General features: G+C 64.4%; 14 protein-coding genes. 3 read left to right on the forward strand and 11 right to left on the reverse strand.

Going from position 1 to position 15181, the window contains the following annotated elements:
• The first annotated feature begins 124 nt into the window (after window positions 1-124).
• Together U1R88_RS16115 and U1R88_RS16120 are read left to right on the forward strand one after the other, a co-directional pair.
• Window positions 125-259 (forward strand): hypothetical protein, encoded by a 135-nt coding sequence (locus tag U1R88_RS16115; RefSeq protein WP_322432140.1) that lies wholly within the window; start codon window positions 125-127, stop codon window positions 257-259.
• An 88-nt stretch (window positions 260-347) separates the two neighbouring features.
• The gene (locus U1R88_RS16120) at window positions 348-2333 is read left to right on the forward strand and encodes an oxidoreductase (RefSeq protein WP_322432141.1); all 1986 of its coding nucleotides are present in this window, start codon (window positions 348-350) and stop codon (window positions 2331-2333) included.
• Between the two features lie 72 nt (window positions 2334-2405).
• Here the strand turns inward: U1R88_RS16120 and U1R88_RS16125 are convergent, their stop codons facing one another.
• The 11 genes from U1R88_RS16125 to U1R88_RS16175 form a co-directional block, all read right to left on the reverse strand.
• A complete protein-coding gene (locus U1R88_RS16125; protein ID WP_322432142.1) occupies window positions 2406-3530 on the reverse strand; it encodes a mandelate racemase/muconate lactonizing enzyme family protein in 1125 nt (374 codons plus the stop codon).
• 45 nt (window positions 3531-3575) lie between these two features.
• Window positions 3576-4517: an alpha/beta hydrolase gene (locus tag U1R88_RS16130; protein ID WP_322432143.1), complete on the reverse strand. Its 942-nt coding sequence runs from the start codon at window positions 4515-4517 to the stop codon at window positions 3576-3578.
• A 170-nt stretch (window positions 4518-4687) separates the two neighbouring features.
• A complete protein-coding gene (locus U1R88_RS16135) occupies window positions 4688-5584 on the reverse strand; it encodes a glycine betaine ABC transporter substrate-binding protein (protein ID WP_322432144.1) in 897 nt (298 codons plus the stop codon).
• Window positions 5585-5672: 88 nt separating this feature from the next.
• Entirely contained in the window at window positions 5673-6572 is a 900-nt protein-coding gene (locus tag U1R88_RS16140; protein ID WP_322432145.1) for a glycine betaine ABC transporter substrate-binding protein, read from the reverse strand.
• A 37-nt stretch (window positions 6573-6609) separates the two neighbouring features.
• Entirely contained in the window at window positions 6610-7371 is a 762-nt protein-coding gene (locus tag U1R88_RS16145) for an ABC transporter permease (protein WP_322432146.1), read from the reverse strand.
• Window positions 7368-8486 (reverse strand): ABC transporter ATP-binding protein, encoded by a 1119-nt coding sequence (locus U1R88_RS16150; protein ID WP_322432147.1) that lies wholly within the window; start codon window positions 8484-8486, stop codon window positions 7368-7370. The genes U1R88_RS16145 and U1R88_RS16150 overlap by 4 nt, the downstream gene beginning before the upstream one ends.
• Window positions 8483-9145, reverse strand: coding sequence for an ABC transporter permease (locus tag U1R88_RS16155; RefSeq protein ID WP_068298559.1), 663 nt, complete (start codon window positions 9143-9145; stop codon window positions 8483-8485). The genes U1R88_RS16150 and U1R88_RS16155 overlap by 4 nt, the downstream gene beginning before the upstream one ends.
• Window positions 9146-9204: 59 nt before the next feature.
• On the reverse strand, window positions 9205-9885 hold the full coding sequence (locus U1R88_RS16160; protein WP_322432148.1) for an isochorismatase family protein: 681 nt from the start codon (window positions 9883-9885) through the stop codon (window positions 9205-9207).
• A 1-nt stretch (window position 9886) separates the two neighbouring features.
• Window positions 9887-11191, reverse strand: coding sequence for a M24 family metallopeptidase (locus tag U1R88_RS16165; protein WP_322432149.1), 1305 nt, complete (start codon window positions 11189-11191; stop codon window positions 9887-9889).
• Between the two features lie 301 nt (window positions 11192-11492).
• Window positions 11493-12494 (reverse strand): GlxA family transcriptional regulator, encoded by a 1002-nt coding sequence (locus U1R88_RS16170; RefSeq protein ID WP_322432294.1) that lies wholly within the window; start codon window positions 12492-12494, stop codon window positions 11493-11495.
• 48 nt (window positions 12495-12542) lie between these two features.
• Window positions 12543-14078: a trimethylamine methyltransferase family protein gene (locus U1R88_RS16175; protein WP_322432295.1), complete on the reverse strand. Its 1536-nt coding sequence runs from the start codon at window positions 14076-14078 to the stop codon at window positions 12543-12545.
• A 180-nt stretch (window positions 14079-14258) separates the two neighbouring features.
• Between U1R88_RS16175 and U1R88_RS16180 the strand changes: the two genes are divergently transcribed.
• A complete protein-coding gene (locus U1R88_RS16180) occupies window positions 14259-15146 on the forward strand; it encodes a LysR substrate-binding domain-containing protein (protein WP_322432150.1) in 888 nt (295 codons plus the stop codon).
• The last annotated feature ends 35 nt before the right edge of the window (window positions 15147-15181 follow it).

Genomic DNA, 15181 nt, shown 5'->3' on the forward strand with positions numbered 1-15181 from the left:
GGTCCAGCGTTGCATGTGCACCGAAAAGCTAGGCAAAATGTACATAAGTGTCAATTGGCCTCTAACTGCGTCGTCATGTTTTTTGACAATAGTGTACATTTTTATTGCTTCTAAACGGGAGGCTATGGCAGCATGGGCTTCGTCCCAAGTGCTCGTCCACCGCCGGCATGACGACGACGCCATCCTCGATCCGGCGGGCAGGCCCGTCGGCGTGGTGAATCTCGGGGCGGCTCATAGCTGCCGTCGTGCCTCGCACTGACGGGCGGCTGCAAAAGCAAGCAAGCCGAGGGGCGCGGGAGAAGCCCTCGCCCCTCGCCAACGCCCTCTCAACCTGCCGGATGGCCACGGTGTCCAAGCAGTTTCCCCGCCTGTTCTCACCGCTTACGATCGGCACGCACACGCTGAGGAACAGGATCGTCTTCGGCGCCCACACTGCGAACATGGCGGTGAACGGGCTGCCGACGGAGCGGCATGCGGCCTATTATGCCGAACGTGCCAAGGGCGGCGCCGGCATGATCGTGGTGGAGCCGATGCCCGTCCATCCCGCCGCCATCCTCACCCGCGGCAATTTCCGCCCCTGCGACGACAGCGTCATACCTGCCTTCCGGAAAGTCATCGGCGCCATCAAGGACAATGGCGCCGTCGCCGTCCAGCAGCTCTATCACATCGGCGCCCATGGCGACTCCGACAATTCCTTTCATCCCCATTGGTCCCCCTCGGGCCTGCCGAGCTACCATGACAGCGACGGCTCGCATGCGATGAGCGAGGCCGAGATTTGGGAGACGATCGAGAGTTTCGTGGAGGCTGCGCACCGGTGCCAGGCCGCCGGCTTCGACGGCGTGGAGGTCTGGGCCGCCTATCTCGGCCTGGTCGACCAGTTCTGGACGCCGTGGACCAACCGCCGCGAGGACCAATGGGGCGGTACCCTGGAGAACCGCACGCGCCTGTCGCGGGAAATCCTCACGCGCATCCGCAAGACATGCGGCGAGGATTTCATCATCGGGCTGGCCGTCAGCGACGAGCCCGACTACACCGTCGCGCTCAGCCGCGACGAACTGGCCGAAATCGTAGGCCTGCACGACCGACAGGGCCTGATCGACTACGTCACCTGCGGTTCCGGCGGCTATCTCGACTTTCACAAGCTGATGCCGACCTTTCTCTATCCCGAAAAGCTCGGTGCAGATCTGGCGGCCAGGATCAAGACCGCCACGACGCATGCGGTCGTCATTGCCGAAAGCCATATCCGCACACCCGAAAATGCCGAGACGGTCCTGGGCGAAGGGGTTGCCGACCTGGTTTCCATCGTGCGCGGCCAGATCGCCGATCCGCATCTGGCTCGGAAGGCCGGCGAAGACCGGCCGGACGACATCAGGGGCTGCATCTCCTGCAACCAGATGTGCTGGGGGCGCCGCTCGCGCGACTATTGGATCAGTTGCCTGATCAATCCCTCCGTCGGGCGGGAGTTCATGTGGGGCGGCGACCGTTTCGAGCCGGCCGGCACGCCAAGGCATGTGCTGGTGGTGGGTGGTGGCCCGGCAGGCCTGGAAGCAGCCCGCGTCGCCGCCGAACGCGGACACAGAGTGACGCTGGCCGAGGCTTCCAGCCGGCTCGGCGGCAATTTCCTGCTCGCCGGCCTGCAGCCGCGCCGCGCCCAGATCCTCGATCTTCTCGCCTGGTATGAACGCCAGTTGCACAAGCTCGGCGTCGATATCCGCCTGAACTGCTATATGGAGGCCGACGACGTGGCGGCGATGGTACCGGATGCCGTCATCCTCGCCACCGGCTCCCTGCCGCCCGACACCGGCTTCCAGAAAACCCTTCCGGCAATCGAAACGCTGCCCGGCATCGAAAAGGGCAATGTCTTTTCGATCGAGGCCGTGATGAGCCGCCAGGCCCGTCTCGGCAAGCGGGTGCTGCTGCTCGACGAGGGCGGCGGCTGGCGCGGCGGCGGGACGGCCTGGAAACTGGCGGAGGATGGCCACGAGGTCACCATCCTCACGCCGGATGCCTTCGTCGGCAAGGAACTGCAGCGCACCACCGCCGACGTTCCCCTGCGGCGGATCCTCAAGAAGCTCGGTGTCAGCTGGCAGGTCGAGGTCAGCATCGCCGAATGGCATGGCCAGGGCGCCACGATCATCGACCACAACAGCGGTGAAAGATCGTTCGTTGCAGCCGACAGCCTAGTGCTGGCCATGACCAATATCGCGGCGAATTGGCTCGCCACGGACCTTGCGGCCCGGGACATACCCTATGTGGAGATCGGCGACGGCGCAGCGCCGCGCCAGGCCCCCTATGCCTTTTTCGACGGCCGAAAAGTCGCTCTCGGCCTCTGATCGGATGCCGAAAGGCACGGTGCCGAGGCTGCCATGATCGGTGGAGCTCGGTGGAGCGATGATCAGGCTGTCTTACGCCGCCTGTGCAAATCGCTTCTCGCCGTCCCCGATCAGATCCCCGTCGAGCTCGAAGCCGAGGCCGGGAGCCTGGAGAGCCTCGATCCAGCCCTGCTTCGGATCGAGGTCGGGGGAAGCCACGATGTCCTTTTGCACCAGCTGCCACATGATCTGGTTGCCGTCGTCGAGATTGGAGATGGCAAGCGCGATGTGGTGCTCGGCACAGGTGGTGATGCCGGTGGTGAAGGAACTGTGGATGCAGATCTTCAGCCCCGCCGCCTCGGCGACCGCCGCCGCCTTCAGCATGGGCTGGATGCCACCGATCTCGCGCGGCCCGATGCAGATCATGTCGGCGGCGCGCTGGCGGCAGATCTCGTGGACGTCGTAGAGCGTGAAGGCCGCCTGGTCGGCGACGATCGGAATGCCGACGGCTTCGCGCACATGCGCCATGGCCGGGATGCTCCAGCTCACGGTCGGCTGCTCGATGAACTCGATCTCGAATTTCTCGAGCTTGCGGCACATGTTGATCGCGTCATGTACGCTCCAGCCTTCATTGGCATCGAGCCGCAGGCGGGCATCGCCGATCTCGCGGCGCACCGCCGCGGTGATTTCGAGGTCGAGCTTCTCGCCCCGGCCGACCTTCAAATAGAAGACACGCTCGCCGCGCTCCCGACCGGCTGCGGCATCGCGCGCCAGTTCCTCGGCGGTCTCCCCCTGCAGGAAATAGAAATAGCCGACGGCCGGGCGATGGGCCCCGCCGAGGAGACGATGGACCGGCAGGCCGGCAAGCTTGCCCTGCAGGTCCCACATTGCCATGTCTACGCCCGAAAACATCTGGTTGGCCGCACGCATGATGTTGGCGCCATGGCCGAGATATTCCTGGTGGAAGATGCGCGCGATCAGCGGCGCAACATCATAGGGGGACTGGCCGACCAGATGCCCCGTCAACCGCCTGAGGATCGCCGCCGTCCCGGCCTGGTCCGGTGCCACGGTGCATTCACCGATGCCGACCATCCCGTTGTCGGCCTCGATCTCGACCAGATTGACGGCGAAATTCTCCTTGATGCCATAGGACCAGTGATAGGGCTGCTTGAGGGGCAGCACCAGCGGCCTGACGCGCACCTGCGAGATCTTGACCATATTGCTCGTTCCTTCCTGATATCGATGGGGGTGGCGTTGCCTCGCCTAAGCGTGCGCGCCAGCGGCAAGCGTCGAGAGAGCCTGGGTAATGCGGTCCATCGCAGCTTTCGCGCGTGATGCCGTCCCGCGGGCCCTCAGAAAACTGTGCGGCAGCCCTTCCTCCTCGTGCCAGGAGGCGGGGACGCCCTCGGCGCGCAGCCGGCTGCAATAGACCTCGCCATCGGAAGAAAGCGGGTCGCATTGGGCCGTAAAGACGAAGGTCGGCGGCAGGTGGCCGAAGCTGGGGCTGGCAAGTGGCGTGAAGCGTGGATCGGCGCTGCAATCGAGGCCGCCGGTGCGCACATCGCGATAATAGAGGACATCGCGGGTGGTCAACAGGGGCGCCTCGGCATGGGTCAGATAGGAGCCCTTGTCGACATCGGCCCCCAGCAGGGGATAGATTAGCGCCTGCCCGATCGGTCGCCGCCCCTCTCTGCCCACATGATCCGCCACGCAGGCGGCGAGATTGCCGCCGGCGGAATCGCCCGCCAGCACAACCGGGCGCTCGAGCCCGGCCGTCACCCAGCCATAGGCGGCAATGGCATCGTCCAGCGCTGCCGTTCCCCCATTTTCGGGCGCCAGGCGATAATCGACCGAGACGACCGTCAGGCCTGTCGCCGCGCAGAACTCGGCGCAGACGTCGTCATGGCTGTCGAGGCCTCCCAGCACGAAGCCGCCGCCATGGAAATAGAGGATCGTCGCACGATCATTGTGGCGTTCCGCCGAATAGATCCGGATCGGAATGACATGGCTCGGCGTCTCCACAGCCGTGGTCTCGACCGCAATGCCGGGTGGACGGCCGGCATGAAAGGCCTGGGCCATCCGGTCATAGACCTCTCGGTTGCGCTCGATCGGCCAGTCGACCGCTTCAGGCGGATAGAAGGCATTCGTCCTGATAATGAAGTCCCAGGTTTCGGCGTCTATCAGTCGAGTGTAGTCCGGCGTCATTATCGGGTACCACAGGCAGACGTAAGCAGGATTCTCGTGAAGGGTCGATCGTCATTGCGAGCATAGCGAAGCAATCCAGAGGTTATAAACACTGCGTCTGAAGCCCTGGATTGCTTCGCTACGCTCGCAAGGACGGTCATTCATCGTTCAAGTCCAAGCGCCAGCCAGGATCAAAGCAATCCCGCCTGCTTGAGGTAGGCCTTGGCGACATCCTCGATCGCCTTCTTGTGGACGTCGACTTCGCCGTTCAGCGCCTGCATGGTGGCGTCGTCCAGCTTGGCCGAAAGCGCCTCGAGCGTGGCTTTCAGGTCCGGATGGGCCTCGAGCGTGGCCTGCCTGACGACCGGCACCAGCGCATAGTTCGGGAAGAAACCCTTGTCGTCCTTGAGCAGGATCAGCTTCATGGCGGCGATGCGCCCATCGGTGGCGCCCACCGTGGCGACGTCGATGTCGCCGGCGGCAAGGGCGTTATAGACGAGCCCGATCTCCATCGGCCGCAGATTGGCGCGCCCGGCCTTGAAGCCGTATTTCTTCTCCAGGCCAATCAGGCCGTCCTCGCGCTTGGGAAATTCCGCCGTAGCGCCGAGCAGGACCGGCTTGCCGTCCTTGTAAACGGCTGCGAGATCGGAAAAGGTCTTGAGCCCGTCCGTCTTGGCATTGCCCGGCCGGATCGCCAGCGCATAGGTGTTGTTGGCCTTCGATGGCGCCAGCCAGACCAGCCCCTTGGCGCCATCCAGTTCCTTGACCCTGGCATAGGTCGCCTCGGGTGAGAGCGGCTCCGTCACCTTGTTGAAGGTTACCAGCGAGGTGCCCGTATATTCCCAATAGAGATCGACCTGGCCGTTCTCCAGGGCGGCACGCACGATGTTGGTGCCCATGCCGTCCTTCTTGGTGACGGCATAGCCCTTGCTCTCCAGGAGCTGCCGGGTCATTTCGGCGAGCAGGAACTGCTCGGTGAAATCCTTGCCGCCAACGGTGAGCGTGGCGGCCGAGGCGTTGGCGCCCAACACGAAGGAGGCTGCGACGCATAAGGCGGCGATCGCGCGCTTCGGCAGAATGCTGATCATGGTCTGTCCCCCTGCCGGGCGCCTCCGGACGGCGCTGGCGCGAAAATTCGGGAAGAATGGGCCAGCCCATCGGAGCCGGCCCACGGGCTCACTTCAAGCCGTTCTGGTTGAGGAAATCGGCGGCGACCACTTCGACCGTCTTCTTGTCGACATCGACCTCGCCGTTCAGCTTCTGCATGGTGGCATCGTCGAGCTTGGCCGAGAGCGCCTCGAGGGTCGGCTTCAGGTCGGGATGGGCGTCGAGCACGGTCTTGCGCACCACCGGCGTCAGGGCATAGTTGGGAAAGAAGCCCTTGTCGTCGGCAAGCACACGCAGCCCCAGCGCCGCGATCTGGCCATCGGTCGCCTGGGCTGAAATGACGTCGAGATCCTTGTTAGCGAGGGCGCGATAGGCGAGACCGAGATCCATCGGCTTGACGTTGGCGCGGCCGGCCTCGAAGTCATAGGTCTTCTGCAGGCCGAGCAGGCCGTCCTGGCGCTTGGGGAATTCGGCCGTGGTGCCCATCATCAACGCCGTTCCGGCCTTGTAGGCAGCCGCCATGTCGGAGACCGTCTTCAGCCCGTCCGTCTTCGGGTTGTCCTTGCGCACCACCATGGCATAGGTGTTGTTGGCCTTCGATGGCGCCAGCCAGACCAGCCCCTTCTCGCCGTCGAGCTGCTTGACCCGATCATAGGTCTGCTGCGGCGAGAGCTTGTCCGTCACCTTGTTGAAGGTGACGAGGGAGGTGCCGGTATATTCCCAATAAAGATCGACCTCGCCGTTCTCCAGGGCGGCGCGGACGATCTTGGTCCCCATGCCGTTCTTCTTGTCGATCGTGTAGCCCTTGCTGGTCAAAAGCTGCGTCGTCATCTCGGCGATGATCTGCTGCTCGGTGAAATCCTTGCCGCCGACCGTGAGATTGGCGGCCAGGGCCACGCCACCGGCCGCCGCCAGTACGGCAGCCGAAAACACGCCCGAACACACGCTCCTGCTCAGTTTCTTCAGCATTGTCATCGTCTTTCCCTCTGTTGCTTGTTGCCGCTGTTCAGCGCAGCGGATTGATGCCTCGCGGGACGAGGTAATATTGCAGCCGGCCGACCAGGAAGTCGGTCAGCACGGCCAGGATCGCGGTGGGAATGGCACCGGCGAGCATCATCGGCAACTCGTCGAGGGCGATGCCGGTGAAGATCAGCTCCCCCAGGCTGCCGGCCCCGATCAGGAAGGCGAGCGGGGCCGAGCCCACGCAGATCGCCAGCGCGGTGCGGATGCCACCGAAGATGACGAACAGCGAATTGGGCAATTCCACCCGCCACAGGGTTTGCAGTGGTGTCATGCCCATGCCGCGCGCCGCCTCCAGGAGATGGGGCGGAACCGCGCGCAAACCCGCATAGGTATTGCGCACGATCGGCAGCAAGGTCGCCGCCCATAGCCCGAACACGGACGGCAGGGTGCCGATGCCGAGCCAGGTCATCGACAGGGCGAGGATGGCGAGCGTCGGGATCGTGCTGCCCAGATTGAAGACCTGCATCACGAATTCGGAAAAGCGCCGGAAGGCCGGCCGCGACAGCAGGATGCCCACGGGAACGGCGGTGAGGATGGCGAGCCCGCCCGCCCAGGCCACCAGCTCGATATGCTGCACGCTCAGATAGGTGATATCGTCCCAATAGCCGAGGATCTCGCCCGCCATGCCGCTGAGCCACAGCCACAGACAGATGGCGAGCAGCACCGCCCACATCGCGAGTGGTACCCAGAGGTGCGAGCGCCCCCTGCCCTCGCCGGTTGCGACGGCTGCTGCGGACCCGCTCATCCCATTTCTCCGGCATGGCTGAGGCTGGCGACGATCGAGCGATAGGTCAGGACCCCCTTGAGCCGTCCGGCCTCGTCCACGCAGGGCAGCACAGGCATGTCCTGGGCGAACATCGAAGCCACCGCATTGCGCAAGTCTGAATGGAGCGCAGCCGTGGTCTCGACTGGCCGCGCATGGTCACCGACAGTCCCGCTCGCAGTCTTGGCGCGGTCGAGCGCGAGCAGGCCTTCGGGCTTGCCGTCCGCCGCAACCATGATGATGGCGTGCTGCCCGGAAGCCTGCATCTTCTCGAGCGCCAGCGCGATCGGATCCTCGGCCCGCACCGCATCGAACTCCCCAGCCATCGCCTCCCCGGCCGTGACGAGCCGCAGGCGCTTGAGGGCGCGGTCGGAGCCGAGGAAATTCTCGATGAAGGCATTGGCAGGCCTGGCCAGCAGCGCGTCGGGGCTGGCATATTGTTCCAGGCGCCCGCTGCGGAAGATGGCGATCTTATCGGCCATCTTCACCGCCTCGTCGAGATCGTGCGAGACGAAGATGATGGTCTTGCGGATCGCCTGCTGCATCTTCAGGAATTCATCCTGGATCACCTCGCGGTTGATCGGGTCGATCGCGCCGAAGGGCTCGTCCATCAACATGACAGGCGGATCGGCGGCGAGCGCGCGCAGCACGCCGACGCGCTGCTGCTGGCCGCCGGACAGTTCGCGCGGATAGCGGTTGAGGAAAAGATCGGGCTGCATGCCCACCAGTTCGAGCAATTCGCCCGCCCGGGCACGCGACTTCCGGCGGTCCCAGCCCAGCAGATCGGGCACCACGCAGATGTTCTCGCAGATGGTCTTGTTGGGAAACAGGCCGATCTGCTGGATGACGTAACCGATCGAACGGCGGAGCTGGATCGGATCGATCGCGCCGGTATCCTTGCCGTCGATATAGACCTTGCCGCTGGTGGGCTGGATCAGGCGGTTGATCATCTTCATGGTCGTGGTCTTGCCGCAGCCCGACGGCCCCACCAGCACGCAGATCTCCCCCGCCGGCAAATCGAGATTGATGTCGTCCACGGCGACGAAGGGCTTGCCCGCGGTTTCGAAGGTCTTGGTGAGATGTTCGAGACGGATCATCGGCTCGCTCCGCCCTTGATGCCCTTGGAAGTCAGCAGCCACTGCACCAGAGCGAGAAGCAGGTCTGCGGCGATCGCCAGAAGAGACACGGCCAAGGCCCCCGTGATCAGCTGCCGCGGATCGGACTGGCTGATGCCGCGCGAGATGAAGGTGCCGAGCCCGCCGGCGCCGATATAGGCGGCGATGGCGGTCACCCCGATGTTCATCACCACGGCGGTGCGCACGCCCGCCATGATCACCGGCACGGCCAGGGGGATCTCGACCTGGCGCAGCCGCTGGACCGTGCTCATGCCCATGCCCGTGGCCGCTTCCCTAAGGGCCGGATCGACATTGGCGATGGCGGTATAGGTGTTGCGGATGATCGGAAGCTGCGAATAGAGGATCACGGCGATCACCGCCGGCACATAGCCGATGCCGTGGCCAAGAGGCGAAAGCAGCGGAATCATCAGCCCGAACAGCGCTATGGACGGCACGGTGATCATGATCGAGGCGAGGTAGAGCACCGCATCGGCCGCGGTTTTGGACTGGGTGATCGCAATGCCGATCGGCACCGCCGTGGCGATGGCGATGCTCACCGCCACGAAGACGATGGAAATGTGCTCGAGTGCCCTGGCACCGATCACATGTAGATTGTCGGAGATGAAGGTCAGGATTTCCATCATGCCGATGCGCCGCGATCCTCGTCTTGTCTTCGTCGTTCGAACCCGCAAACCATCCCTCACAGTCCCGCATAGAGACCAGAGGCATTCTCATAGGTGAAACGCAGGGGCACCGAGCCCTGGACCTGCCAGGCCTCGACAGGCCCGCCCGCCATCAGGCGGCAGGCGTCGTCCGTCGACACCACCGCCCCGCCATAGAGCCGGTTCGCCAGGTTGAGGATGGCGGTCTGGTGCATCGCGGTGCTCGCGGTACCGCAGGCATCCTTGACCAGCAGCACGTGGAAGCCGAGGGCCACGGCATCCTTGACCGTCGCATCGACGCAGGCCTCGGTCCACACCCCCGCGATCGCCAGCCATTCGATGCCCTTGCGCCGAAGTTCTTCCGCCGGCGAGGCAACGCCGAACAGGCTGGGTTCCGATTTGAAGATGACTGCCTCCCCTGGAGCCGGCGCCACCTCGGCGCAGATCGCGATGTTGGGATCGTCCTTGTCGCTGAAAGCCGAGCGTCCGTCGGCCTGCATCGGATGGAACGGGCGGCCAGGCGCCGCCGGATCCACGACATAGGCGGCGTGATAGAGCGGCATGCCATGCCGGCGTGCCGCATCCTGCAGGCGGCGCGCCTGCGCCAAGACGCCGGCATAGCCTTCGACCAGATAGCGCGGATCGGCCCGATGCTCCTCCTGGAGATCGATGAAGATGGCCGCCATCTTGCCGGTGTCGATGCGAAGCGTCCGTTTCACGTCAGATCTGTCCTTCCAGGAATTCGTCTTCATAGGGAAAGCGCGACAGCAGCTCCGTGCCGGTCTCGGTGATCAGGATCTCGTCTTCGAGCTTGACGCCTTCGCGCCCGCCCTTCTCGCCGATATAGCTTTCCACCGAGACGACCATGCCCGGCACCAGGTGCCCGTCGCGGCCATAGGTCTCGTAATCGATCGAATGAGCGATGAACGGTGTCTCCCCATGCATGCCCACGCCGTGCATCACCGAGGTGTAGCGCTGGTCGACGAAGCGCTCGGGGATCTTCCAGGCCTTTTCGGCGATCTCGCGGAACGCCATGCCCGGCTTCACGATGCCGATATTGTGCTGCACCTGGTCGTAGGACATCCGGTACAGCATCTTCTGATAGGTCGTCGGCTTGCCCGGCCCACAGCGGAATGTGCGGGAGAAATCGGAATAATAGCCGTAGCAGCCAATGGTGTCGGTATCGAGGGCCACCAATTCGCCCGGGCGGATCTTGCGCCCGCTCGCCTCGTTGAACCAGGGATTGGTGCGCTGGCCCGAGCTCAGCAGGCGGGTCTCGATGAATTCGCCGCCCTGCCGGATCACCTCGTGATACATGATGGCGAAGAGCTCGTTTTCCGAAACGCCCGGCTTGATCGCCTCCCGGACCGAGGCAACGGCCGCTTCGGCGCCGGCCATCGAAACCTGAAGGCACTTGACCTCCTCCGGCGTCTTGACGGCCCGCACCGCCAGGATCTCGCCCTGGCAATCCCTGACGTCGCAACCGCGCTTTTGCAGAGCCAGCGCCTGCAGATGGCTGCAGCGGTCGAGGCCGAGCTTCATCGACCCGCCGCCATGGGTTCGCAGAAGCTCGGCGATCTCGTCGGCGAAAGGCCCGGCCGTCTCGTCGTCCCGGCCCGAGACCGACGACCACACGAGCTTGGAGGGCCTGGCCTCGTCGACCGTGTCGAGCACCATCGAGACATGATAGCTCTGCGGATATTCGAACAGGACGATCGGCCCCTGCGTGGGGACGAAGAAATAGCGCGTGGAGTTGCGCAGGAAGTAGCCGAACATGTTGCGCGAGCCGGTGGCATAGCGCTGGTTGTAGGGGTCGAACAGCACGACCGCGCCATAGCCCGCCTCGGCCATCCATCGGCGCAGCCGGGCAAGACGCCCCTTACGCAGGGCGTCGGCATCGATGAAGGAAGGCTCGGTATCGGAAAGCCACATGCCACCGGCCGGATCCGCGGCCGCCGGATGGCGCATGCGATCCTTGAAGTCGACATCCTCGACACGATCCGGATCGAAAACCACAATGCTCATGAACGTTCTCCTGTCCATGAACAGTGGCCAACCCGTGCGCGCGGCGTTTGCCCGCTTTCCGCGAAAACTATGCGCGATTCCGCTGAACGACCTTTTGTGACCTTTCTCCTCATGCCCGGCAGGGCAAACGCATATGGACCAATATCGTCATCCCGGACGCGATGCGGCACGCAGTGACGCTTCGCAGATCCGGGACCGTCCTCCAAATGAGGCACCTTTCCCGTCTCGCGGTCCCGTATCTGCGACGCAGCATTCCATGCTGCATCGCGCACGGGATGACATGAAAGCTCGGATTGCCCTCTCATGCCCGGGGCGCCTCGCCCGAGATCGACTTGCGCTGGCGCACGCCCCGGGGTGCGTAGCCGAAGCTGTCGCGGAAGGCCCGGGAGAAATTGGCCGCATTGTTGAAGCCGCAGGCCAGGGCCACCTCGCCGACCCGCAGGCTCGAATGGGTGAGCAGGTCGGCCGCCCGCCTCAGCCGCAGGCTGCGGTAGTAGTGGCTCGGCGTGACGCCGAGCTCTGAGCGGAAACAACGTTCGAGCTTGTCGGCCGATACGCCGAGGCGCCGCGCCAGCGAATCCATGCGCAGCAGGTCCTCGACACAGTCCTCCATGATCGCCACCGCGGCCAGCACGAGTTCGTCGCCGATCCCGGTGCGCAGGCGTAACGGCATCAACCGCCGGTCCACGCTCGACCGCAGCGGACTGTGCACGAACCATTCGGCGACGCCGGAAGACAGCTCGCTGCCATGGTCGCGGCCGATCATCTCCAGCATCATGTCGAGGCTGCCCACCCCGCCTGCCGCCGTGAAGCGTCGCCGGTCGATGACATAGAGGTCTCGCTGCATGTCGAGGCCCGGAAAGGCCTCGCGAAAAGCCGGCTGGCTGGTCCAGTGCAGGGTGCAGGCATGGCCGTCGAGCAGACCGGCGCGGGCCAGCAGGAAGGCCGCGTCGGCGACCGAGCCGAGGTCGGCACCGGCCCTGAGGTTGCGGCGGATCCAGGCCATGGCATCCTCGGCGACCAGATGATCGGCATCGCCGCCCGAGCACACCACGATGCGATCGACGGACGGCGCGTTCCGGACGCCGAAATCCGGCTCGATGTTGATGCCGTTCGAGGCTCGCACCTTGGCGTCGTCCGGACCGACCGTGATCCAGGAATAGCAGCACCTGCCCGACAGCGTATTGGCGGCGCGCAGCGGCTCGATCACCGAGCTGAACGCCATCAGCGGAAAGCCCGGGAACATCAGCACGGCAAAGCGGATCGTCTCGCCGACCGGCCTTTCGCTCGGCCTCGTCTCCATGGCATCGATCCCTTCCTCGTTCGCATGCCGGGCCTTGCGCGGCATGCCTCAGGGTTCCCCGGCACCGATCTCGGCGCGCCGGCGCGTGATATAGGCCTCGAGTTCCTCGCGAACGGCTTCGTCCATCGCGGGTTCCTGGTATTCTTGCAAGGCCTGCTGCCAGAGGCCGGTCGCCCGCTCGAGCGCGTCACGCGCCCCAGCCTCCTGCCAGCTGCCATAGTTCTGCCAATTGGAGAGCATCGGCTGATAGAAGGCGGTTTCGTAGCGCGACATCGTGTGTTCGCTGCCGAAGAAATGCCCGCCGGCCGGCACGGCCTTGATCGCCTCGAAGCCCAGGTCGTCCTCCTCGAAGGGCATGGGCCGCAGGAACTCCATCATGTTCTGGAGGATCTCGACGTCGAGGACGAGCTTCTCATAGGACGCCGTGAGGCCGCCCTCCAGCCACCCGGCGGCATGATAGATCAGGTTGGCCCCGCCCAGGACAGCACCCCAGGTCGCCATCTCCGTCTCATAGGCGGCCTGCAGGTCGACAGCGTTGGAAGCATTGGCATTGGAGGTGCGGTAGGGCAGGCCGTAGCGCCGCGCGAGCTGGCCGGCGATGATGTTGGCCTTGGTGTTCTCGGGCGTGCCGAAGGCCGGCGCGCCGGAACGCATGTCGACATTGGAGGTGAAGGCACCATACATCACCGGCGTGCCCGGATTGACGAGCTGCGTCAGCACGACGCCGAACAAGGCCTCGGCGTTCTGCTGGCACAGGGCCGCCGCCAGGGTCACCGGCGTCATCGCGCCCATCAGCGTGAAGGGGGTGACCGTTACCGGCTGTCCATGTTCGGCCATGGCCATGAGGCCGTCCGCCATGGCGTCGTCGAAGAGCCGCGGCGAGTTGACGGAAATGATGGTGATGACGCCGGGCGAAGCGCGCATCTCCTCCAGGGTGATGCCCCGCGCGATCGCCATCATGGCGATGGCGTCCATGGCGCGGCCGCGCCCGATGGCGCTGCAGTGGAAGCTCAGATCGCTGAGAGACAGATTGGCTTTGTAGGTATCGAGGTGGCGCGAATTGGCCGGCAATTCGATCGGCGCGCACACCTGGTTGCCCAGGATGTGGATGGCGTTGAAATAATGGGCCAGGCGGGTGAAGTTCTCATAGTCGGCAAGATTGCCGGATCGCCGGCCGTTGATGCGGTCATGCACGTTGGGCGGTCCGGCCACCAGGCCGAAGACCAGCGCATTGCCGCCGATCTCGAGCTGCTTGTCGGGATTGCGGCCCGTCAAGGTGAAGCGACGCGGCGCGGTGCGAAGCGCTTCCTTCACCAATGTCTCGTCGATGCGGATGGTCTGGGTCTCCCGGTCGACGAGCGCGCCGGCCTTTTCGAACAGGTCCATCGCCCGCGTGCTCATCACCCGAATGCCGAGTTCGGAGAGAATGCGCATCGAGCTGCGATGCAGCATCTCCATGCGCTCTTCGTCGAGCATCTGCATGGGCGCATAGGGATTTGACACGCGCTGCCAGGGCAGCTGGGGAATGCCCCCACCCCGCGCGCTTCTCGATCGGCGCCCCCCGCCACGCCTGTCCTGTGTCATGCCCGGTACGCCACCCTTGCTTGAATTCATCTGACAACTCGCCATGATAGGTGTGGTACGAGGCGCCTTTCACGTGATTAGTTTGGCGGCATTGCCCAAAAAAAATGATGTCATGGCGCAAAGCGGCGTTGAACCGGCGGAGGCAGTTGAACTAGCCTCCGGCAAACATCCAGAGCCGCCATGAAACCCCCTCCTCCGCTCAACTACATCCGCTCCTTCGAATGCTCGGCCCGGCATTTGAGCTTTACCGAGGCCGCCAAGGAGCTGGGCTATACCCAGGCCGCCATCAGCACCCATGTGCGGGCCCTGGAGCACTATATCGGCCGTCAGCTGTTCGTACGGTATCCGCGCAGCCTGAAACTGACCGAGATGGGCGAGGCCTTCCTGCCGACGCTCAGGCAGGCGCTCGATCAGATCGACCACGCCACCGAAGCCATCCTCGCCTCGGTCAGGAACCGCACGGTGGTGATTTCCTGCCCGGCGACGCTCGCCACCAACTGGCTCGCGGGCTGCATTGCTGCCTTCCATGCCAGGCATCCTGATATCGAAGTCGTGCTGCACGGCACGATCTGGGAGGATCCCAGCGAACCGGCGGCCGATCTCACCGTCTCCGCCCGGCGCTTCGACAACAAGCCACCAATGGCCATCCCGCTATGGGATGAGAGCTTGGCTCTGCTGTGCGCGCCGCAATTCCTCTCCGGGCCGAACGCGATCAGGTCCCCCGCCGATATCCTGAAGCAGGGCTGGATCTTCGTGCACAGCCGGCAGGAATATTGGCAATGCATGGGCGCGGCTCTCGGCATCGAGACGTCGGAGCACGAGAAATATCTCAGCACCAACTCCTCCAATATCGCCCTGGAGCTGGCGGTCGCCGGTGCGGGCTGCGTCGCCGTACAGCTTTCGCTCGCCCGCCCTTTTCTGAAAAGAGGGCTTCTGGCCGAACCCTTCGCTGTCCGCCCGCCCAGTCCGTGGGGCTATTATCTTTCCGACAATGCTTCATCCAAGGGCAGCGTGGTAAAAATCGTGAAGGAGTGGATTCTGGCCCGCGCCAAGGCCGACATGGTCTGACACGATCCTCCGATAGACTTCCCCGAGCCGATCCT

Origin of the sequence: Labrys sedimenti, from assembly GCF_034424805.1 — a bacterium.
Taxonomy (GTDB): Bacteria; Pseudomonadota; Alphaproteobacteria; order Rhizobiales; family Labraceae; genus Labrys; species Labrys sedimenti.